20 protein-coding genes are annotated in these 21,185 nt (G+C 70.9%); 11 read left to right on the forward strand and 9 right to left on the reverse strand.

From position 1 onward, the window contains the following. Window positions 1-91 precede the first annotated feature (91 nt). Entirely contained in the window at window positions 92-751 is a 660-nt protein-coding gene (locus ACZ7GZ_RS29525; protein WP_471028805.1) for a YceI family protein, read from the reverse strand. A gap of 462 nt (window positions 752-1,213) precedes the next feature. Here ACZ7GZ_RS29525 and ACZ7GZ_RS29530 point away from each other — a divergent pair, with 462 nt between their 5' ends. Beyond that, the gene (locus ACZ7GZ_RS29530; RefSeq protein WP_471028806.1) at window positions 1,214-1,534 is read left to right on the forward strand and encodes a GYD domain-containing protein; all 321 of its coding nucleotides are present in this window, start codon (window positions 1,214-1,216) and stop codon (window positions 1,532-1,534) included. Window positions 1,535-1,586: 52 nt separating this feature from the next. On the opposite strand, the gene ACZ7GZ_RS29535 is transcribed toward ACZ7GZ_RS29530, so the two are convergent. Beyond that, on the reverse strand, window positions 1,587-2,072 hold the full coding sequence (locus ACZ7GZ_RS29535) for a MarR family winged helix-turn-helix transcriptional regulator (protein ID WP_471028837.1): 486 nt from the start codon (window positions 2,070-2,072) through the stop codon (window positions 1,587-1,589). Between the two features lie 84 nt (window positions 2,073-2,156). Here ACZ7GZ_RS29535 and ACZ7GZ_RS29540 point away from each other — a divergent pair, with 84 nt between their 5' ends. The 6 genes from ACZ7GZ_RS29540 to ACZ7GZ_RS29565 all read left to right on the forward strand — a co-directional run bounded on the left by ACZ7GZ_RS29540 (window position 2,157) and on the right by ACZ7GZ_RS29565 (window position 9,195). After that, entirely contained in the window at window positions 2,157-3,005 is an 849-nt protein-coding gene (locus ACZ7GZ_RS29540; protein WP_471028808.1) for an alpha/beta fold hydrolase, read from the forward strand. 278 nt (window positions 3,006-3,283) lie between these two features. After that, window positions 3,284-4,390, forward strand: a complete 1,107-nt coding sequence (gene rlmN, locus ACZ7GZ_RS29545) for a dual-specificity RNA methyltransferase RlmN (RefSeq protein ID WP_471028810.1) — start codon at window positions 3,284-3,286, stop codon at window positions 4,388-4,390. A gap of 214 nt (window positions 4,391-4,604) precedes the next feature. Beyond that, window positions 4,605-5,678: a thiamine ABC transporter substrate-binding protein gene (locus ACZ7GZ_RS29550; protein WP_471028813.1), complete on the forward strand. Its 1,074-nt coding sequence runs from the start codon at window positions 4,605-4,607 to the stop codon at window positions 5,676-5,678. Between the two features lie 44 nt (window positions 5,679-5,722). Beyond that, entirely contained in the window at window positions 5,723-7,324 is a 1,602-nt protein-coding gene (locus ACZ7GZ_RS29555) for an ABC transporter permease (protein ID WP_471028839.1), read from the forward strand. 29 nt (window positions 7,325-7,353) lie between these two features. Continuing rightward, a complete protein-coding gene (locus tag ACZ7GZ_RS29560; protein WP_471028814.1) occupies window positions 7,354-8,373 on the forward strand; it encodes an ABC transporter ATP-binding protein in 1,020 nt (339 codons plus the stop codon). A 24-nt stretch (window positions 8,374-8,397) separates the two neighbouring features. Further along, window positions 8,398-9,195 (forward strand): maleylpyruvate isomerase family mycothiol-dependent enzyme, encoded by a 798-nt coding sequence (locus ACZ7GZ_RS29565; protein ID WP_471028816.1) that lies wholly within the window; start codon window positions 8,398-8,400, stop codon window positions 9,193-9,195. A 77-nt stretch (window positions 9,196-9,272) separates the two neighbouring features. Here ACZ7GZ_RS29565 and ACZ7GZ_RS29570 read toward each other — a convergent pair whose 3' ends face one another. From ACZ7GZ_RS29570 to ACZ7GZ_RS29595, 6 genes are all read right to left on the reverse strand, one after another. Next, window positions 9,273-9,971: an LAETG motif-containing sortase-dependent surface protein gene (locus ACZ7GZ_RS29570; protein ID WP_471028818.1), complete on the reverse strand. Its 699-nt coding sequence runs from the start codon at window positions 9,969-9,971 to the stop codon at window positions 9,273-9,275. Between the two features lie 189 nt (window positions 9,972-10,160). After that, the gene (locus ACZ7GZ_RS29575) at window positions 10,161-10,574 is read right to left on the reverse strand and encodes a VOC family protein (RefSeq protein ID WP_471028819.1); all 414 of its coding nucleotides are present in this window, start codon (window positions 10,572-10,574) and stop codon (window positions 10,161-10,163) included. A gap of 108 nt (window positions 10,575-10,682) precedes the next feature. Then, window positions 10,683-12,212 carry a hypothetical protein gene (locus tag ACZ7GZ_RS29580; RefSeq protein ID WP_471028820.1) on the reverse strand — a complete coding sequence of 510 codons (1,530 nt, stop codon included), beginning with the start codon at window positions 12,210-12,212 and terminating at the stop codon, window positions 10,683-10,685. Then, a complete protein-coding gene (locus ACZ7GZ_RS29585) occupies window positions 12,194-12,934 on the reverse strand; it encodes an ABC transporter ATP-binding protein (RefSeq protein WP_471028822.1) in 741 nt (246 codons plus the stop codon). The genes ACZ7GZ_RS29580 and ACZ7GZ_RS29585 overlap by 19 nt, the downstream gene beginning before the upstream one ends. 230 nt (window positions 12,935-13,164) lie before the next feature. After that, entirely contained in the window at window positions 13,165-14,529 is a 1,365-nt protein-coding gene (locus ACZ7GZ_RS29590; protein ID WP_471028824.1) for an aspartate aminotransferase family protein, read from the reverse strand. A gap of 19 nt (window positions 14,530-14,548) precedes the next feature. Then, window positions 14,549-15,070 (reverse strand): Lrp/AsnC family transcriptional regulator, encoded by a 522-nt coding sequence (locus tag ACZ7GZ_RS29595; RefSeq protein ID WP_450796992.1) that lies wholly within the window; start codon window positions 15,068-15,070, stop codon window positions 14,549-14,551. 170 nt (window positions 15,071-15,240) lie between these two features. Here ACZ7GZ_RS29595 and ACZ7GZ_RS29600 point away from each other — a divergent pair, with 170 nt between their 5' ends. Further along, window positions 15,241-16,680 carry a gamma-aminobutyraldehyde dehydrogenase gene (locus ACZ7GZ_RS29600; protein WP_471028826.1) on the forward strand — a complete coding sequence of 480 codons (1,440 nt, stop codon included), beginning with the start codon at window positions 15,241-15,243 and terminating at the stop codon, window positions 16,678-16,680. Window positions 16,681-16,824: 144 nt separating this feature from the next. Here the strand turns inward: ACZ7GZ_RS29600 and ACZ7GZ_RS29605 are convergent, their stop codons facing one another. Further along, the gene (locus ACZ7GZ_RS29605; protein WP_471028827.1) at window positions 16,825-17,829 is read right to left on the reverse strand and encodes an aldo/keto reductase; all 1,005 of its coding nucleotides are present in this window, start codon (window positions 17,827-17,829) and stop codon (window positions 16,825-16,827) included. 141 nt (window positions 17,830-17,970) lie between these two features. On the opposite strand from ACZ7GZ_RS29605, the gene ACZ7GZ_RS29610 reads away from it, so the two are divergent. The 3 genes from ACZ7GZ_RS29610 to ACZ7GZ_RS29620 all read left to right on the forward strand — a co-directional run bounded on the left by ACZ7GZ_RS29610 (window position 17,971) and on the right by ACZ7GZ_RS29620 (window position 21,074). After that, window positions 17,971-18,819: a helix-turn-helix transcriptional regulator gene (locus ACZ7GZ_RS29610; protein WP_471028829.1), complete on the forward strand. Its 849-nt coding sequence runs from the start codon at window positions 17,971-17,973 to the stop codon at window positions 18,817-18,819. Window positions 18,820-18,911: 92 nt separating this feature from the next. Further along, window positions 18,912-20,102: an ABC transporter substrate-binding protein gene (locus ACZ7GZ_RS29615; protein ID WP_471028831.1), complete on the forward strand. Its 1,191-nt coding sequence runs from the start codon at window positions 18,912-18,914 to the stop codon at window positions 20,100-20,102. A 207-nt stretch (window positions 20,103-20,309) separates the two neighbouring features. Beyond that, window positions 20,310-21,074: an alpha/beta hydrolase family protein gene (locus ACZ7GZ_RS29620; protein ID WP_471028832.1), complete on the forward strand. Its 765-nt coding sequence runs from the start codon at window positions 20,310-20,312 to the stop codon at window positions 21,072-21,074. Window positions 21,075-21,185 lie beyond the last annotated feature (111 nt).

Here is a 21,185-nt window from a genome sequence, read left to right on the forward strand (position 1 = left end):
TGAGTCGTGAGTCTCGCGCCGTACGGCTTACGGGCCCCCGTTCCCTGGTGCAGGGCGGGGGCCCGTTGCGTACGGCAGGTCCCTCAGGCCCTCAGACCGACGGTGTGGCGCGGACGGCGGCGATGTCGAACTGGAGGCGGACCTTCTCGCTCACCATGGAGCCGCCCTGGGCCAGCCTGGCGTCGTAGGACAGGCCCCAGTCGGAACGGTTGACGGTGGTGGTGCCGTCGAAGCCGACCCGCTCGTCGCCGAACGCGTCGGTCACATGGCCGATGTAGGTGAGCTCCAGGTCGACGGGGCGGGTGGTGTCCTTGATGGTGAGGTCGCCGGTCATGAGATAGACGTCCGTGCCGGCGAGCCGGACCGCGGTGCTCGTGAAGGTCATCCGCGGGTACGTCGCCGAGTCCAGGAACTGCCGGCCCACCACGTGGGCGTCGCGCTGCTCGACGCCGGTGTCGACGCTGGCGGTGTACAGCACCAGGTCGGCGCGGGAACGGGCCGGGTCACGGCCGTCGAAGTACAGACGGCTCTCGTACTCCGTGAAGGCACCCCGCACCGTCGTCACCATCGCGTGCCGCACGGAGAACCCGATCCTGCTGTGCGCGGGATCGATCAGCCACTCGCCGGTGAGGCCCGCCAGCTCGGGATCGGGCAGTACGGCGGTGGCTCTGGCCACCGGGGCGCCGGTCGTCACGGGGATGGGGGACGGCTGCGCGCGCCGCTGGAAGGAGTTGCGGCCGAAAAGGTTCATGGCACATGTGGTTACGGCAGGCCATGGGGCGGGACAAGGCCCGACCAGGAAACCCGACCGTTCGTCAGCAGAACTTCACAGCAGACATGGCTAAGTCCATGCCGTTGGAAGCGTGTCTCAAAGTCCCGCGGGCCACACCGTGTTGGCCTGATGGAGCAGGTGACCTCCGCTGAGCGTCGCGAGCTCGCCGAAGTGCTCACCGGACTTCGTCCGCGCCGGTTCCGCGGCTCGTGCGAGCGGTTCACAGGGCTGGCCGCTCGCCGCCCGCCTTGGCCACAACAACATCCCGGACGACTGCGCTCCGCCCGATTCCGGCCCCGGCTGCCGTTTCAGGCGCTGTCCCACGCATGCACATGCCGATGTGTCTTACGAGTGAATTCGGCCGTCCGTTGATTTGTGGCCGGCGTGACAGCGGGAAGGCCGTTGTGCGTACCGGACAAGTCACGGGCAGGGAGCACCCCTATGCCGAAGTTCCTCATCCAGGCCACCTACACGCCCGAGGGCACGAAGGGCTTGCTCCAGGAAGGCGCGAGTGGCCGCCGTGCCGCCGTCGACCACGTCGTGGCCGGCCTCGGCGGGACGGTCGAGGCCATGTACTTCGCCTTCGGAGAGGACGACCTTGTGTGCATCGTCGACTTCCCCGACCCAGTCTCCATGGCTGCCGTCAGCCTCAGCGTCAAGGCCAGCGGCGCGCTCCACACCCGGGCCACCCCCCTCCTCACCACCGACGAGATCGATGAAGCCGCCCGCCGACAGGTCGCCTTCCGCCCTCCCGGCAGTTAGAAATGGATGGGAGCGGGGGTGAGGGGTGGACCAGGGGATCCGTCCGCAGCGCTCATCGGTTGTCGGAGCTGGGCGCTACCGTGGCAGCGGTGGCGGCGGCCGTCGACGCGTCCTGGCCGGGAGCGGCTGCTTGAAGGGCAGCGGTCAGGTAGCGGTGAACGATGTCCAGTTCGGCCGGGGTGAAGTCCCCGGCTGCCTCGACCAGGTTGGCGATGAGCGGGCCGAAGAAGGAGCGGCCCATCTCCATGGCTTTCTGTTCCACCGTCAGCACGACCCGTCGTCGGTCGTTCTCGTCGCGCCCCCGGCGGACGAGCCCCAGGCGCTCCAGCCGGTCGAGCAGGGCAGTGGTGCCGGCCGAGTTGAGCCGTAGCGCCGCACCGAGTCGGCCCGGGGTGACGTCGGTGCCCGCCCGGTCGGCGTCAAGCAGGTGGATGAGAGCCCGCAGATCGGTCGTGTGCAGGCCGTTTCGCGCGGCGAACTCGGCGCCGCGCAGGTCCAATTCCACGGTTACTGCGCGCAACAGGTGGACCAGCCGCATCGCGGGGTCGGTGTCATCACTCACCGGGTTAGTATCTCGCCAAGCGAGATACTTGGTCAACGAGACGATTCCCGGGGGTTCACCGTGTCCTCATCCCAAGATTTCTTCGCCGCCTACGACGCACTTCTCGCCCGCTGGCCCACCGGTACCACCGAGATCGACGTTCCCACCCCGTACGGCACCACCCGCGTCCACGCCTACGGCCCCGCTGACGCCACCCCAGTCCTCCTTCTGCACGGCGGCGGCTCCACCGGCGCGGTCTGGTTCGCCAATGCCCCGGTACTCGGCACGCAGCACCGGGTGCTGGCCGTCGACATCCTCGGCGACGCCGGACGCAGCGTCCCCGGCGGGCGCCCGCTGCGCACGACCACCGACCTGATGGCCTGGTTGGACGCACTGCTCGACGGCCTCACCGTGTCCCGCACGCACCTGCTGGGCCACTCCTACGGCGGCTGGATCGCCCTGGCCTACGCCCTGCACGCCGCACGGCGGGTCGATCGGCTGGTACTGCTCGACCCGACCCAGTGCTTCGCCAACCACCGCCTGGGTTTCCTGCTGCGCTCCCTGCCGATCCTGTTGCGTCCGACGGAAGCCCGAGCGCGGGCCTTCCTGGACCGCGAAACCGCGGGGACCGACACCGACCTGGGCTGGAAGCGGCTCTATGCCTTGGCGGTCTCGGACTTCTCGAACCGGAAACTGGTCGTCGGCCGCCGCCCGGACCCCACGGCGCTGAGCGTCCCGCTCCTGGTCCTTCTCGCCGGCCGCAGTGGCGTACACGACGCCGCGAACGTCGCAGCCCGCGCCCGCAAGGCCGTACCGGACGCCCGGATCGAGATTCTCGCCGAGCTCACCCATTTCGCGATGCCCACCGCCGTGCCCGCGCAGGCGAACCACTGGATCAACGACTTCCTGGCAGACGGCCAGGAGAAGTAAGCCGTCCCGGCCCGGTTTGAAGGCAGATCAAGCGGGGCGGATGGCGCTGAGCCGTTCAGCGGCGCGATCCGCACTTCGGGGGAAGACACGTGGTCGTACGCCCTCTGGGTCCGGCTCGACGAGTGGCCGGCAGCCGACGAGTGATCGCCCTCGCGCCGACCCTGGGCCGACCCTGGGTCGTCCGAGGCCGCCAGCAGCGGCCAGTGATACTACTAACGACATTCGTAGCCAGCGGCACCCGCAGGTCACCCATGTGGATCTGCGACACTGGTACAGCCATGCCTAAGCCCGGAGAACTCACTTTCGTCGCGCCGCGCGGAGCCAAGAAGCCGCCGCGGCATCTCGCCGACCTCACGCCCGCCGAGCGCAAGGACGCGGTGGCCGAGATCGGTGAGAAGCCGTTCCGTGCCAAGCAGCTCTCGCAGCACTACTTCGCGCGGTACGCGCACGACCCGGAGCTGTGGACCGACATCCCCGCCGGGTCCCGCGGCAAGCTGCAGGAAGCGCTGTTCCCGGAGCTGATGACCGTCGTACGGCATCTGTCCACCGATCAGGGGGCGACCCGCAAGACGCTGTGGCGGCTGTTCGACGGGACCCTCGTCGAGTCCGTGCTGATGCGGTATCCGGACCGGGTCACCATGTGCATCAGCTCCCAGGCGGGCTGCGGCATGAACTGTCCGTTCTGCGCCACCGGGCAGGCGGGCCTGGACCGGAACCTGTCCACGGCCGAGATCGTCCACCAGATCGTCGACGGGATGCGGGCCCTGAGGGACGGGGAAGTACCCGGGGGACCCGCCCGGCTGTCGAACATCGTCTTCATGGGCATGGGCGAGCCGCTCGCCAACTACAAGCGGGTCGTGGGTGCGGTCCGGGCGCTGACCGATCCCGCCCCGGACGGGCTCGGGCTGTCGCAGCGCGGCATCACCGTGTCCACCGTCGGGCTCGTGCCGGCCATCCACCGGTTCGCCGACGAGGGCTTCAAGTGCCGGCTCGCGATCTCCCTGCACGCCCCCGACGACGAGCTGCGCGACACCCTCGTCCCCGTGAACACGCGGTGGAAGGTGCGCGAGGTGCTGGACGCCGGGTTCGAGTACGTGGAGAAGAGCGGACGCCGGCTGTCCATCGAGTACGCCCTCATCCGGGACATCAACGACCAGGCGTGGCGTGGCGACAGGCTCGGGCGGCTCCTCAGGGGCAAGCCCGTGCACGTCAACCTCATTCCGCTGAACCCGACGCCGGGGTCGAAGTGGACCGCCTCCCGGCCGGAGGACGAGAAGGCGTTCGTCGAGGCCATCGCCGCTCATGGGGTGCCCGTGACCGTTCGGGACACCCGCGGGCAGGAGATCGACGGAGCCTGTGGTCAGCTGGCGGCCACCGAGCGGTAATCTGGCCCGGTCCACACATCTTCATATTCCGACAGGGGAGCGCCACAGCGCTGAGAGTGCGGCGGACAGGGCCGCAGACCCTCTGAACCTCGCCCAGGTCATTCTGGGTAGGGAGTTCGGTCACCACTCAAGCTGTTGCGCCCTGCCCCGGCCTTCCTCGCGAAGGCCGGGGCAGGGCCGCGTCTCTTCCTGGCCAACCCCAGGAGGACATCCAGTGCAGAACAAGACCTTCGTGGCCGTCGCGGTCGGGCTCGGCCTGATCAGCCTGTCCGCGTGCGGTTCCGGCGAGAGCACGTCGTCCGCGGACTCCAGGTCCGTGACCCTCGTCAGCCACGACTCGTGGGCCGTGTCCAAGAACGTGCTCCAGGACTTCGAGAAGAAGACCGGGTACAAGGTCCACGTCCTCAAGGACGGCGACGCCGGGCAGGCCGTCAACAAGGCCATCCTGACCAAGGACAACCCGCAGGGCGACGTCTTCTTCGGCGTCGACAACACCCTGCTGTCCCGCGCCCTCGACAACGGCCTCTTCCAGCCGTACACCGCCAAGGGCCTCGACAAGGTGGGCGCCGCCTACCAGCTCGACAAGGACAAGCACCGGGTCACGCCCGTCGACTACGGCGACATCTGCGTCAACTACGACAAGGCCTACTTCAGCAAGCACAAGCTGACCCCGCCGCAGTCCTTCGCCGACCTGACGAAGCCGGCGTACAAGAACCTCCTCGTCACCGAGAACGCCGCCACCTCCTCGCCCGGCCTCGGCTTCCTGCTCGGCAGCGCCGTACAGTTCGGCGACGACGGCTGGCAGGGCTACTGGAAGAAGCTCAAGGCCAACGGCGTCAAGGTCGTCGACGGCTGGGAGCAGGCCTACTACCAGGAGTTCTCGGGATCGTCCGAGGGCAAGAAGGCCGGCGGCGACCGGCCGCTGGCGGTGTCGTACGCCTCCTCCCCGCCCGCCGAGGTGATCTACGCCAAGAAGCGGCCCGGCACCGCCCCGACCGGGGTGGCGAGCGGCACCTGCTTCCGGCAGATCGAGTTCGCCGGCGTGCTGAGCAACGCGAGGAACCCCAAGGGGGCCGAGGCGTTCGTCGATTTCCTGGTCTCCAGGGAGTTCCAGGATGACATGCCGCTGAACATGTACGTCTACCCGGTGGTGCAGGGCGCGAAGGTTCCCGCCGAGTTCACGAAGTACGGGCCGGCCGCCCGGCACCCGGAGACCATGGCCCCCGGCAAGATCGCCGCCAACCGTGACCAGTGGGTCAAGTCGTGGACCTCGCTCGTACTGAAGTAGTGCCCCGGAAGGACCGCGCGGGGAGCGCGGCGCGGCTCGGGCTCATGGCCCTGCCCGTCGCGTTCTTCGCGCTGTTCTTCGCCTGGCCCGTCGCCGCGATCGTCGCGCGCGGGCTGAAGGTGGACGGCGCCTGGCGGTTCGGCCGGCTCGCGGACGTGGTCACGCAGCCGGACATCCGGCACGTGCTGTGGTTCACCACCTGGCAGGCGCTGGCATCCACCGCGCTCACCCTGCTGCTCGCCCTGCCCGCCGCCCATGTCTTCGCCCGCTTCGACTTCCCGGGCAAGCGGCTGCTGCGGGCCGTCGTCACCGTCCCGTTCGTGCTGCCGACCGTCGTCGCCGGCAGCGCGTTCCTGGCCCTCGTCGGGCACGGCGGGCTGCTCGACGAGCTGTGGGGCGTACGGCTGGACACCACGGTGTGGGCGATCCTGCTGGCCCATGTCTTCTTCAACTACGCGGTCGTCGTACGGACCGTCGGCGGGCTGTGGTCCCAGCTCGACCCCCGGCAGGAGGAGGCGGCCCGGATGCTGGGCGCGTCTCCTTGGCACGCCTGGCGGAAGGTCACCCTGCCCGCCCTCGCGCCCGCCGTGGCCGCCGCCGCCCTGATGGTGTTCCTGTTCACCTTCACCTCCTTCGGCGTCGTCCAGATCCTCGGCGGCCCCACCTTCTCCACCCTCGAAGTGGAGATCTACCGGCAGACCTCCGAGGTGTTCGACCTCTCCACGGCCGCCGTCCTCACGCTCGTCCAGTTCGTCGCCGTCGGCGCGATCCTCGCCGTGCACGCCTGGACGGTACGGCGCCGGGAGGCCGCCCTGCGGCTCGTCGACCCGAAGGTGACCGCCCGCCGGCCGCGCGGCGCCGGGCAGTGGGCCCTGCTCGCCGGCGTCCTCGCCACCATCGCGCTGCTCCTCGTCCTGCCCCTCGCCGTCCTCGTCCGCCGTTCCCTCGACGCGCCCGGCTTCGGCTACTACCGGGCGCTCGCGCACTCCGACGGCGGTACGTTCCTGGTGGCGCCGGTGCACGCGGTGTGGACCTCCCTGCAGTACGCCGTCGCCGCCACCGCCGTCGCCGTCGTGATCGGAGGTCTCGCCGCCGCCGCGCTGGCCCGCCGGGACGCCGGACGGCTGGTGCGGGGCTTCGACGCGCTGCTGATGCTGCCGCTCGGCGTGTCCGCCGTGACCGTGGGCTTCGGTTTCCTGATCGCGCTCGACAAGCCGCCGCTGGACCTCAGACAGTCCTGGATGCTCGTCCCGCTCGCCCAGGCGCTGGTCGGCGCCCCCTTCGTCGTACGGACGATGCTGCCGGTGCTGCGTGCGGTGGACGCACGGCTGAGGGAGGCCGCCGCCGTGCTCGGCGCCTCGCCCTGGCGGGTGTGGCGGGAGGTGGACCTGCCGCTGGTGCGCCGGGCACTGCTGGTCGCGGCCGGGTTCGCGTTCGCCGTCTCGCTCGGCGAGTTCGGGGCGACCGTGTTCATCGCCCGGCCCGACAACCCGACCCTCCCGGTCGCCGTGGCCCGGCTGCTCAGTCGCCCCGGAGACCTCAACTACGGCCAGGCGATGGCCCTTTCGACCATTCTGATGGTGGTGTGCGCCGCCGCCCTGCTGGTCCTGGAGCGGCTGCGCACCGACCGGACGGGAGAGTTCTAGATGCTGCCGGCCCGACGGGGGAGTTCTCGATGCTGCTGAGCCTCGATGCCGCGACCGTGCGCTTCGGCGGGCGGGCCGTGCTCGACGCGGTCGGTCTCGACGTCGCCGAGCAGGAGGTGGTGTGTGTGCTCGGGCCCAGCGGGAGTGGGAAGTCCACGCTGCTGCGGGTGGTGGCCGGGCTGCAAAGCCTGTCCGGCGGCCGGGTGTTGCTCGACGGCCGTGACCAGTCGGGCGTGCCCGCGCACAAACGCGGTGTCGGCCTGATGTTCCAGGACCACCAGCTCTTCCCGCAGCGGGACGTCGGCGCGAACGTGGCGTTCGGGCTGCGGATGCACGGCGTCTCCAGGGCCGAACGGGAGGCCGAGGTCGGGCGGTTGCTGGAGCTGGTCGGGCTGCCGGGGGCCGCCCGGCGGGCCGTGGCCTCCCTGTCCGGCGGCGAGCAGCAGCGCGTGGCCCTCGCCCGGGCGCTCGCGCCCCGGCCCCGGCTGCTCATGCTGGACGAGCCGCTCGGCCAGCTCGACCGCTCGCTCAGGGAGCGGCTGGTGGTCGAACTGCGGGAGGTGTTCGGCCGGCTGGGCACCACCGTGCTCGCCGTGACCCACGACCAGGGTGAGGCGTTCGCGCTGGCCGACCGGGTGGTGGTGATGCGGGACGGGCGGATCGCGCAGTCCGGCACGCCGCTTCAGGTGTGGCAGCGGCCCGCCGACGCGTTCGTGGCCCGCTTCCTCGGCTTCGACAACGTGGTCCCGGCGACCGTCGCGGGGGCGGCCGCCGACAGCCCCTGGGGCAAGCTGCCGGTGCCGGAGGGCTCCCCGCAGGGCGCCCGCAGCCTGCTGGTCCGGCCCGCCGGGGTACGGCTCGTGGCGGCCGACACCGGCCTGCCCTGCACGGTGGCCGCCCGCACCTTCAAGGGCACCCATGTGGCCGTGCGCCTCCAGCCCGAGGACGGGCCGCGCCTGGAGGCGGCCTGCGCGCTGCGGGACGCGCCGGAGGTCGGGGACGGGGTGGGCGTGGAGTTCGACGCGGCCGAAATCGTCGTGCTCGACTGATCGCCGGGTCCCTAGGGTGAGGGCATGACCGTGCTCGCACATGACCGTTACTGCGACGAAATCGCCCACCAGGTACAGCAGCTGAGGGCCGTGGTGACCTCCGGCGCCGACCTGTCCGCGACCGTGCCGACCTGCCCGGACTGGTCGCTGGAGGACCTCGTACGGCACACGGGTGGCGCCCTGCGCTGGGTGGACACCCTGGTCCGTACCCGGGCGCAGGAGAACATCCCGCCGGAGCGGGTCCCGCTGGCCGGGGGACCGGAGGAGCGGGGCGACGCGGCCGGCCTGGACAAGTGGCTCGCGGAGACCGGCGAGCTGGTCGTGGGCGCGCTGCGGGAGGCGGGACCGGACACCACGGTGTGGGCGTGGACCGGGGTGCTGAACTCCGGTTTCTGGGCCCGCCGTATGGCCCACGAGATCACCGTTCACCGTGCCGATGCCACGCTCGCCGCCGGGCTGCCCTGCGAGCTCGCCCCCGACATCGCCGCCGACGCGCTGGACGAGTGGCTCCAGATCGTGGAGTGGGCACAGCGGACGCTGCCGCGGGACCCGGTGAAGGACCTGCGCCGGCCGGGCAGCAGCATCCACCTGCACGCCACCGGCACCGACCCGGCGCTGAACGCCGAGTGGCTGATCGAGCTGGGCGAGGAGGGTGTGCGCTGGCGGCGCGGCCATGAGAAGGCCACGGTCGCCCTGCGCGGCCCGCTCACCTCCGTGCTGCTGGCCTTCTACCGGCGGCTGCCGCTGGACAGTCCGGGCCTCGAAGTCCTGGGAGAGCGGGCGGTGTTGGAGTTCTGGCTGGAGCGGGCGACCTTCGGCTGATCCGGGCGCAGAGACGACCGCGGCCCGTCCCCTGGGGATAGGAGGACGGGCCGCGGCGGTGTACGGAGGGCGAGGCGTCAGCCGTTGCCGCGCGCCCCACGACGGCGCATGCCGAGGAAGACCGCGCCACCGCCGACGACGACCAGCGCGCCCGCGATGCCGGCGATCAGGCCGGTGTTGGAGCTGGCACCGGTCTCGGCGAGGTTCGAGTTGCCGGCCGCCGGGGACGGCGCGTTGCTCGGCGCGGTCGCCGGGGCGGAGCTGGACTCGGAGGCGGACGGAGTCGGGGTCGCCGGCCCGGCCGGGGCGGACTTCGACGGCTTCGGCTTCGGCTTAGGCGTCTTGGCCGGCGGCTTCGGGGTCGAGGTCTTGGTCTTGCAGGCGGTGGACGGGGTCACCAGGTCGGGCTGGATGTCCTCGTCGACGACCTTGTGGGCGGCCGTGACGTGCACGCGGTACGTCGCGTTCTTCTTCCAGTCCTCCGGGAAGCTGACCGGGGTGCCCTGAGCCGAGCCCTTGGCCTCCTGCTCGCCCACCTTGGTCTCGACGCCACCACCGCCCTTGAGGAACACCGAGATGGTGGCGGGGGTACCGGAGGCGTCGGTGTCGGTGACGACGATGACGCCCTTTTCGCCGTCGCACTTGGCTTCGGCCTTGAAGTCACGGATGTTGCACGCGAGCGCGGAGCTGGACAGACCCAGCACCACGGCGGCCGAGGCGGAGGCGACACCCAGGATGCGCGCGGAACGGCGGGCGCTACGGCGAGTTATGGACACGTTTGTCCTTTACAGAGTGCACAACTGCGGGGGGCTGAAGGGGGAGTTGGAGCTACGGATGAGGTGAAGCCCCATCACCCCCAGGAGGCTCACAGGTCTATAAGCGCTCCGTAAGCAGTGTCAATGAATATGCCGCCCAGGGCAGTTGCCTTTACCTGCTTATTAACCGCCGTTACGTTTGATCCCGGTTCAGCCCTGAGCCTGGATCGCGGCCGGGTCCATCCACATGACCTCCCAGGTGTGGCCGTCGAGGTCGTCGAAGGCGCGGCCGTACATGAAACCGTGGTCCTGGGTTGGGCCGCTCGGCGTGCCGCCCGCCGCGATGGCCTTGTCGACCAGCTCGTCGACCTTCTCGCGGCTCTCGGCGCTCAGGCAGACCAGCACCTCGCTGGTCGTGGTGGCGTCGGCGATCTCCTTCTTGGTGAAGGTCGCGTAGAACGGCTTGGTGAGCAGCATCGCGACGATGGTGTCGCTGATCACCACGGAGGCGGCGTTCTCGTCGCTGAACTGCGGGTTGATCGTGTAGCCGAGCTCCGTGAAGAACTTCTTCGAGGCGTCGAGGTCGTTCACGGGCAGGTTCACGAAGATCATCTGCTGGTACATGAGGTGCTCGCTTCCGTGGTTCGCCTTGGGGTCAGCGTGTTCGGCGGGGTAGACCCCGGGCCCCGGGAGAACTCATCGGTCGCGGGAGACTTTTTCCGGCGGGGCCGCTCAGCGGGTCACGGGGAGCGTCGCCAGGGCGGCCACGCCGAGCGTGAGCGGGCCGAAGAACGTCAGCAGGGCCGCCGCGCGGAGGGCGGCGGCCGTGCGCAGCATCGTGGCCGGAGCGCCGAGGCGCAGCAGTGCGGCGGTCGTGCCGGCCCGGCACTGGCGGGTCTCCACGGCCGCGGTGAGGAGGGTGGCGACCGTGCAGGCGGCGACGAACAGGGTGCCGAAGGTGGTCAGGGGGCCGAACGCCGGTGCCGAGCCGGCGGACGGGGTGGTCCTGGCGAGGCCGGCGGACGCGACCGCGCAGACGACGCCCAGGGGGCGGCCGATGCGGGTGGCCTCCGTCATGAGGACCCGGCCGGCGAGGAGGCGGAGGGCGCCGGGGCGGGCGGACTGGAGAAGGCGGCCGCACACGTGGGTGAGGCCGGGGGCGGTGAGGACGAGGCCGGTTGTGGTGAGGAGCCAGCCGGTGAGTACGGCGAGGGCCGACCGGTCGGCGTACGCCTGGGCTGTCAGGCCGGTGGCGAGGAGGGCGACGCCCCAGGGGAAGCCGGCGGGGGCGGCTTCGGGGGGCCTGGGGGCGACGTCGGTCCAGTCGGTCGCCGGTGCCTGGGGCTCGGGGTGCAGCGCGCTGCCCGGCGCCGGCAGGGTGCCGCCTTGCCTGGGGTCGGGAGCCGCCCCGGGGGCGCGGTTACCAGCGGGATACGGATGAGTCTGCGTGCCGTCGTCGGCCGTGCCGGTGGTGCGGCCGTCCGTGGGATGGGGATGGGGCTGTGCGCCGTGGTCGGTGGTTGTCCCGGCGGCGCGACCGCCCGCCGGATGCGGGCGGGCCTGCGTGCCGTCGTCGGCCGTGCCGGCGGCGCGGTCGTCCGCGGGCCGGGCCCCGGGGCGCTCGCCGTCGGTTCCGCCCCGCCGGCCGAACCGGGCGCCGAACCGCGCGTACGTGCCGAACGTCTCCCGGGCCATCGAGCCGTATGCCCCGAAGCGGCCGTACCTGTGGTGGGCCGGGGTGGCGGACTGGGGGTCCTTCGGGCGCAGGACCAGGGCCACCGTTGCCGAGGCCAGGGCGGGCGGCAGGGTCAGCAGGGTCAGGGTCGCCGGGGCGGGGAGGGGCTGGTCCGCTGCCAGGACGTCCGCCGCCGCGCCGTCGAAGGGCATGCCCGTCAGGTCGCCGCGCAGGTGGAGGAAGACCAGCAGCGCCAGCAGCGAGCCCAGGGCGCAGGACAGGGCCGTCGTCAGCGCGGAGACGGCCATCAGGCGCGCCGGGCCGAGGCCTACGGCGGACAGACCGGGGCGTGGCCGGGTGCCGGGGTCGGTGCGGGCGACGGCGAGCGCCAGGTACACCGTCGCGGCGAGCGGCACCGTGCACCAGGCCAGGCGCAGCGTGGCGGCGTGCGCGGACTCGGGGTGGTTCAGGGCGTAGCCGAGGCAGGACAGGAGCAGGAACCCGGTGCCCGCCGAGGCCGCGGCCACCAGCAGGCGGCGCAGTTGGACGGCGGGGCGTCCCGCACGGGTCAGACGGAGAGCGACCACGCGGCGCGGCCCTCCGTGTCGGGTGCCTCCGGCAGGTGTACGGTGCGCACGCTCCGGCCGTCCAGCAGGCCCACGGCGCGGTCGGCGAGGGCGGCGGTCTCGGGGTCGTGCGTGGCGAGGACCACGGTGATGCCGTGCGAGCGGGCGGCCGAGATGAGGGTGCGCAGGACCTGGATGCGGTCGGCGCGGTGCAGCGGCGCCGTCGGCTCGTCGGCGAAGAGGATCATGGGTGCCGCGGCCAGCGCCCGGGCGATCGACACCCGCTGGCGTTCGGCCTGATGGAGTGCGTGCGGGCGGTTGCGGGCCTTCTCGCCGACGTCGAGCCGCTCCAGCCACTCCAGCGCGGCGACCTTGGCCCTGCGGCGGCCGGCACCGCGCAGCATCAGCGGCAGCGCCACGTTCTCCCAGGCGTTCAGCTCGGGTACCAGTACGGGTGCGGAGTCGATCCAGCCGAAGCGGTCCCGGCGCAGCCGCTCCCGGCGCATCGGGCCGAGGGTGTGCAGGGGTGTGCTGTTGAACCACACCTCGCCGTGGCGCACCGGCAGCAGGCCCGACAGACAGCGCAGCAGGGTCGTCTTGCCGCTGCCCCGCGGTCCGGCGACGGCGACGATCTCGCGCTCGCGCACGGCCAGCGCGACCCCGGCGAGCCCGGGCGACCCGTCCGGGTACCTGAAGTGCAGCGAGCGTGCCCAGAGCACGTCGTTGTCCGGCGGGGCCTCCATGCGCGTACACCTCGGTTCTGATCCGGTTTTCCCTGCCTGGTCCCTCGTGCGGGGGAACGAAGGCTGGGCCGATCGGTCACTGGAACGCTAGGCAGGTCCGCTGCGGCAGCCCGGACAGCACACGGCCCCGGGCCGCCGTTCCCACTCGAACGGAGGCACCGGGGCCGGTGTCGATCAGCCGGTCGGATGATCGGACCTTCTCGGGGAAGGCGCAGACCTTCCGGGAAGGCTCAGAGCTTCGTCCACGCCTCCGTGAGGGTGGCGCGCAGGATCTGCTCGATCTCGTCGAAAGTCTCCTGGTTGGAGATCAGCGGCGGGGCGAGCTGGATGACCGGGTCGCCGCGGTCGTCGGCACGGCAGTACAGGCCGTTGTCGAACAGCGCCTTGGAGAGGAAGCCGTACAGGACGCGCTCGGTCTCCTCGTCGTTGAAGGACTCCTTGGTGTTCTTGTCCTTCACCAGCTCGATGCCGTAGAAGAAGCCGTTGCCGCGGACGTCGCCGACGATCGGCAGGTCGTGCAGCTTCTGCAGGGTCTGCAGGAAGGCGCCCTCGTTGTCCAGCACGTGCTGGTTGATGTTCTCGCGCTCGAACAGGTCGAGGTTGGCAAGGCCCACGGCCGCGGAGACCGGGTGGCCACCGAAGGTGTAGCCGTGCAGGAAGGTGTTGTCGCCCTTGTAGAACGGCTCGGCGAGGCGGTCGGAGATGATGCAGGCGCCGATCGGGGAGTAGCCCGAGGTCATGCCCTTGGCGCAGGTGATCATGTCCGGGACGTAGCCGAACTTGTCGCAGGCGAACATCGTGCCCAGGCGGCCGAAGGCGCAGATGACCTCGTCCGAGACGAGCAGGACGTCGTACTGGTCGCAGATCTCGCGCACGCGCTGGAAGTAGCCGGGCGGCGGCGGGAAGCAGCCGCCGGCGTTCTGCACCGGCTCCAGGAAGACCGCGGCGACGGTGTCCGGGCCCTCGAAGAGGATCTGCTGCTCGATCTGGTCGGCGGCCCAGCGGCCGAAGGCCTCCGGGTCGTCACCGAAGAGCGGGGCGCGGTAGATGTTGGTGTTCGGGACCTTGTGCGCACCCGGCACCAGCGGCTCGAAGGGGGCCTTCAGAGCCGGCAGGCCGGTGATCGACAGGGCGCCCTGCGGGGTGCCGTGGTAGGCGACCGCACGCGAGATGACCTTGTACTTGGTCGGCTTGCCCTGCAGCTTGAAGTACTGCTTGGCGAGCTTCCAGGCGGTCTCGACCGCCTCGCCGCCGCCGGTGGTGAAGAAGACCTTGTTCAGGTCGCCCGGGGCGTGGTCGGCGAGGCGCTCGGCCAGCTCGACGGCCTTGGGGTGGGCGTAGGACCACACCGGGAAGAAGGCGAGCTCCTGGGCCTGCTTGAAGGCGGTCTCGGCGAGTTCCGTGCGGCCGTGACCGGCCTGGACCACGAACAGACCCGCGAGACCGTCGAGGTAGCGCTTGCCCTTGTCGTCGTAGATGTAGGTGCCCTCACCCCGGACGATGGTCGGGACGGGGGAGTTCTCGTACGAGGACATGCGGGTGAAGTGCATCCACAGGTGGTCGTACGCGGTGCGGCTGAGGTCCTTGGAGCTCACGGTTATCGGGTCCTCACGGTTATCGGGTTCCCCACATGTAGGTCTGCTTCTTCAGCTTCAGGTAGACGAAGCTTTCGGTGGAGCGCACTCCGGGCAGGGACCGGATGCGTTTGTTGATGACGTCCAGCAGGTGGTCGTCGTCCTCGCAGACGATCTCCGCGAGGATGTCGAACGAGCCCGCGGTCATCACCACGTACTCGACTTCCGACATGCCGGTCAGCGCGTCCGCGATCGACTCGACATCGCCCTCGACGTTGATCCCGACCATCGCCTGCCGGCGGAAGCCCACGGTGAGCGGGTCCGTGACGGCGACGATCTGCATCACGCCCTGGTCCAGCAGCTTCTGCACGCGCTGGCGCACGGCCGCCTCGGAGAGGCCGACGGCCTTGCCGATCGCGGCGTACGGCCGGCGGCCGTCCTCCTGGAGCTGCTGGATGATGGCGAGGGAGACGGCGTCCAGCTGGGGGCTGTTGCCGTTCCTGGACTCGCGGGAGGAGTCCCTCTGGTCTGCGCTTCGACTGGCCACGACCTCACTGTGCACGACGTCTCGACAGTTTCGCAAGGCCCGATCGATGAAATTCGTTGTTTGAGACGCCGTGCCTTGCGGATTTCGCAGAAGTGTGGGCGACGGGGGTGTTGAAAACGTGGGCCCGGCGGTTAGGGTGGGTGTCTCAGTCAGTGGACGCAAAGAACCTGATCAGGAGGCCGGCAGTGAGCACCGAGCTGCGTCGTCTGCGCAACTACATCGACGGTGAGTTCCGGGACGCCGCCGACGGACGGACCACCGAGGTGGTCAACCCCGCGACGGGCGAGGCGTACGCGACCGCGCCGCTGTCCGGTGAGGCGGACGTGAACGCCGCCATGGAGGCCGCCGCCCGCGCCTTCCCCGCCTGGCGCGACACGACCCCCGCCGAGCGCCAGAAGGCCCTCCTCAAGATCGCCGACGCGTTCGAGGAGCGCGCCGAGGACCTGATCGCGGCCGAGGTGGAGAACACGGGCAAGCCGACCGGGCTCACCCGCTCCGAGGAGATCCCGCCGATGGTCGACCAGATCCGCTTCTTCGCGGGCGCGGCGCGACTGCTGGAGGGCCGCTCGGCCGGCGAGTACATGGAGGGGATGACCTCGATCATCCGCCGCGAGCCGGTCGGCGTCTGCGCCCAGGTCGCCCCCTGGAACTACCCGATGATGATGGCCGTGTGGAAGTTCGCCCCGGCCATCGCCGCGGGCAACACGGTCGTCCTGAAGCCGTCGGACACCACCCCGGCCTCCACGGTCCTGATCGCCGACATCATCGGCTCGATCCTGCCCAAGGGCGTCTTCAACGTCATCTGCGGCGACCGTGACACCGGCCGCCTGATGGTGGAGCACGACATCCCGGCCATGGCCTCCATCACCGGCTCGGTCCGCGCCGGCATGTCGGTGGCCGAGTCGGCGTCGAAGGACCTCAAGCGGGTCCACCTGGAGCTGGGCGGCAAGGCCCCGGTCGTCGTCTTCGAGGACACCGACATCGCCAAGGCCGTCGAGGACATCTCCGTCGCGGGCTTCTTCAACGCCGGCCAGGACTGTACGGCCGCGACCCGCGTCCTCGTCCACGAGTCCATCCACGACGAGTTCGTGTCGGCTCTCGCCAAGGCCGCGTCCGAGACGAAGACCGGTCAGCCGGACGACGAGGACGTCCTCTTCGGCCCGCTGAACAACCCCAACCAGCTCAAGCAGGTCGCCGGCTTCATCGAGCGCCTCCCCGCCCACGCCAAGGTGGAGGCGGGCGGCCAGCAGGTCGGCGACAAGGGCTACTTCTACGCCCCGACCGTCGTCTCCGGCCTGAAGCAGGACGACGAGATCATCCAGAACGAGGTCTTCGGCCCGGTCATCACCGTCCAGTCCTTCGCCGACGAGGACCAGGCCGTTCAGTGGGCCAACGGCGTCGAGTACGCCCTCGCCTCCTCGGTGTGGACCAAGGACCACGCCCGCGCGATGCGGATGTCCAAGAAGCTCGACTTCGGCTGCGTGTGGATCAACACCCACATCCCGCTGGTCGCCGAGATGCCCCACGGCGGCTTCAAGAAGTCCGGCTACGGCAAGGACCTGTCGGCGTACGGCTTCGAGGACTACACGCGGATCAAGCACGTGATGACGTCCCTGGACGCATAGAGCTCCGCTGGTTCGGCCGGCTTTCGGCTGCAGGTGCGTGGGGGCTGCTCGCGCAGTTCCCCGCGCCCCGGGTTCGTCGTCCTCACCGGCACCATGAAGCGCGGCCCCGGACGGGTTCACCTCCCCGTCCGGGACCGCGCTGTTTCATTCCCCTGCGACGAACTCCAGCTCCCGCTCGGTCAGTTCAAGCCGTGCCGCCTGCTCCCAGTCCGCCGTCTGCTCCGGGCGCCGCGCTCCCGCGATCGCCCCCGTGACGCCCCTGCGGGCCAGCACCCAGGCGATCGCCACCGCTCCCGCCGTCGTACCGTGCGCCTGGGCGACCGCCCGCAGCCGGTCCACCGTACGCAGGTTGGTGTCCAGGTGCGTCGTGAAGTCCGGGTGGGTGCGGCGCCAGTCGGACGGGTCCAGCAAGGCCAGCCGCTCCCGGGTGAAGGTGCCGCTGAGCAGGCCCGAGTGGAGCGGCTGGTAGGGGATCACGCCGGCGCCGTGGTCGGCGGCCCAGTCGATCTCCGGTTCGGCTGAGCGGTTGAGGAGGGACAGCGGGGGCTGGACGGCATCGACCGGAGCGATGCGGTGCGCCGCCGCAAGCTGTTCGGGCGTGTGGTTGGACAGCCCGATCGCCCGCACCTTGCCCTCCGCCTTCAGGTCGGCCATCACCTGCCAGTACTCCTCCAGCGGGGTGGCCTGCGCGTCCTCAGGGGCCTCGGTGCCGTCCCAGTTCAGGGACGCGCCGGTGTCCGGCCAGTGCACCTGGTACAGGTCGATCACCTCGACACCGAGCCGGCGCAGCGAGTCCTCGGCCTCGCGCCGTACGCTGTCGGGCCGCATGATCCGGCGGGGTGCCGCAGCCGGGTTCTCCGGGTCCCAGACCAGACCCACCTTCGTGAAGACGTACGGCCGGTCGGCCTCGGGAAGCTCGGCCAGCGCCTTGCCGACCACCTCCTCGGAGTGGCCGAGGCCGTACACGGCGGCGGTGTCGATCCAGTTGACGCCCAGCTCGACCGCCCGGTGCACGGTCTCGACGGACTGCCGGTCGTCCTGCGCGCCCCACGTGAAGCGCCAGCCGTCGCCGCCGAACGTCCAGGCGCCGAGCCCGATCACGGAGATGTCGAGGCCGGAGGCGCCGAGGGGGCGGAGGGGGAGAGTCATCGTCGTACGTCCTTGTCGCACTCGTCGTTCGCTGACATCCACGACTCTGCGCCCCCGGGCGCCTCCCTCAACAGGCACGTTCTACAGGGGGGGAAAGACTTGACCACCCTTCTTCCGCGCACGTCCCGGATACTCGTGGGCATGACCACACCCGGCGAACGGCGCACCGAACTCAGCCAGTTCCTCAGGTCCCGGCGGGCCCGGCTCACCCCGGCCGACGTGGGGCTGACGGCGTACGGGCCCCGGCGCGTGCCCGGGCTGCGGCGCGAGGAACTGGCGCAGCTGGCCGGGGTGAGCGTCGAGTACTACGTACGTCTGGAGCAGGGCCGCAACCCGCATGTGTCGGACAGCGTGCTGGAGGCCGTCGGCCGGGCGCTGCGCCTGGATCCGGCCGAGCGCGCGCACCTGCGCAACCTGGCCCGCCCCGACCGCGCCCTGCCTAACGCGGCACCGGCCACCGCGACCGTACGGCCCTCCCTGCGCCGGCTGATCGACGCCCAGCCCGGCCCCGCCTACGTCTGCGGGCACCTCACCCAGGTGCTCGCCTGGAACCAGCTCGCCGCCGCCGTCTTCGGCGACTTCGGCGAACTGCCCGTCGAGCGGCGGACGTTCGCGCACCTGGTCTTCTTCGACGCCCGTTACCGCGAGCTGTTCGCGGACAGCTGGCGGTCGAAGGCCGAGGCGACCGTGGCCTTTCTGCGGGTGAGCGTGGGCCGTTACCCCGACGACCCGGCGCTGGCCTCGCTCATCGGCACGCTCGCCATGAAGAGCGAGGAGTTCGCCGAGCTGTGGGCCAGGCAGGACGTGGCGGACAAGGGCCCCGGCCGCTACACCCTGCACCACCCGCTGGTCGGCCCGCTCACCCTGGACTTCGAGGTGCTGCACACCAACGAACCCGGCCAGGTCCTGGTCGGCTACCTTCCGGCGCCGGACACCGGAGCGGGCGAGGCCCTGGGACTGGTCGGCAGCTGGGGGCCGGACGGGGCGTGAACGGCACTGATCGACAAGGTGTCGGGCAGGCCGGTCCTTGCTCGACGCAGCGTCGATTGTCCGTTGACCGCGCGGGACGGCATCCTTCCGAGGTGCCCCAGACCTCTCGGACGACCGTGCTGCCCCGCCGCTCCCTCCTGCGCGCCCTCGGCGGCACCGCCGCGCTCGGTGCCCTCGCCGGCTGCGGGGTGCCCGCCGCCTATGTCGCGCCCGGCGACCGGGCCGTGGCCGACGAGTCCGCGGCCGACAAGAAGCTGACCTGGGCGAACTGGCCGCTGTACATCGACACCGACGACGACAACCCGAACCGGCGGCCCACGCTGGAGGCGTTCGAGAGGCGCACCGGGATCCGGGTGGACTACGTCGAGGAGATCAACGACAACGACGAGTTCTTCGGCAAGATCAGCCCCGCGCTGATGAACCACCAGTCCACCGGCCGCGACCTGATCGTCATCAGCGACTGGATGTGCGCCCGGTTCGTCCGGCTGGGCTGGGTCCAGGAGATGGACCGCGCCCGCCAGCCGAACGTGGCCGAGTACCTCGACCCGCTCCTCCGTTCGCCCGCCTTCGACAAGGGCCGCAGATGCACGGTGCCGTGGCAGTCGGGCATCACCGGCATCGCCTACAACCGCAAGAGGCTGGGCCGCGAGATCCGGCACGTCAAGGACCTCTGGGCGAGCGATCTGAAGGGGCGCGTGACGCTCCTCTCCGGCCTGGACGAGTCCTTCGCGCTGCTGATGCAGGGCAACGGCGTGGACATCACCAGGTGGACGGCGGACGACTTCCACCGGGTCTGCGACCAGGTGGAGCGCGAGGTCCGCCACGGCCAGATACGCCGCTTCACCGGCAACGACTACACCAAGGACCTGGTCAGCGGGGACGTGCTGGCCTGCCAGGCGTACTCCGGTGACGTCATCCAGCTGCAGGCGGACAACCCCGACATCCGTTTCGTGGTGCCCGAGGAGGGCGCCGAACTGTGGTCGGACTCCCTGATGATCCCCAACCGGGCCCGCCACAAGGCCAACGCGCAGCGCCTGGTCGACTACTACTACGACCCTGCCGTCGCCGCGAGGCTGGCCACCTGGGTCAACTACGTCTGCCCGGTCCCGGCCGCCAAGGAGGTCCTGGCGGCGTCGAAGGACAAGGACACCGCCGCCCTCGCCGACAACCCCCTGATCTTCCCGGACCCCGGCATGCGGTCCCGCCTCGCCGTCGCCCGCGACATCACCTCCACGGAACGGACGGAGTTCGCGAAGCGGTGGAACACGATCGTGGGTCTCTAGGGCGCCAGGGAACGCGGCGGGAAAAGGATTGAAGGGATGATCACCGGACTGGTAGTTTCCAGTCGACCGTGACGCCGCCCGAGGAGGTGAGACCCGTGAACGCAGTATCGACGTGGGTGCTCCCCCTCTCCGCCACGGCCGGCGACTGACGTAGGTGTCGCCGGGAGAGCGCCTCGCACACAAGGCCCTCCCGAAAGGCAACACCCCATGCACTCTTTGAAGTTCACTTCCGAGTCGTCGTCGGCCGGTATGGTCGAGCGCGACTTCACCGTGGGCGACGTCCCCGGAGTTCTCTGGTCGCCGGCTTCCGGCGCCGATCGCGCGCCCCTGGTCCTGATGGGCCACGGCGGCGGCAACCACAAGAAGCACCCGGCGATGGCCGGCCGGGCCCGCCTCCTGGTGACCGGCTGCGGCTTCCACGTCGCCTGCATCGACGCTCCCGGCCACGGCGACCGGCCGCGCACCGCGCACGACGAGGAAGAAATCGCCGAGCTGTTCCGGGCGAGGGCGGCGGGCGAGCCGGAAGGCCCGATCGTCGTCCGCTACAACGCCCACCTGGCAGAGCTCGCCGTGCCGGAGTGGCTGGCGACCCTGGACGCCCTCCAGGAACTTCCGGAGATCGGCACGGACGGGCCGGTCGGCTACTTCGGCATCAACATGGGCACCGCGATCGGCGTACCGCTCGTGGCCGTCGAACCCAGGATCACGGCCGCGGTCTTCGGTCAGCACTGGCCCGACGTGGTGGCCGAGAAGGCGAGGCAGATCACCGTCCCGATCGAGTTCGACATGCAGTGGGACGACGAGCACATCTCCCGCGAGGAGGGTCTCGCGCTGTTCGACGCCTTCGCCTCGAAGGAGAAGACGCTGCACGCCAACTCGGGCAGGCACAAGGAGCTGCCCCGGTTCGAGGCCGACAGCGCGGTCCGGTTCTTCGCCCGGCACCTCGGCCGAGCAGCCACCTCGCCGGCCTGACATGAGCGGTCACGGGGGGGGGGGGGGGGTGGGGGGGGGGGGGGGGGGGGGGGGGTGGGGGTGGGGGGGGGGGGGGGGGGGGGGGGGGGGGGGGGGGGGGGGGGGGGGGGG

The organism is Streptomyces sp. NPDC037288 (genome assembly GCF_055603265.1).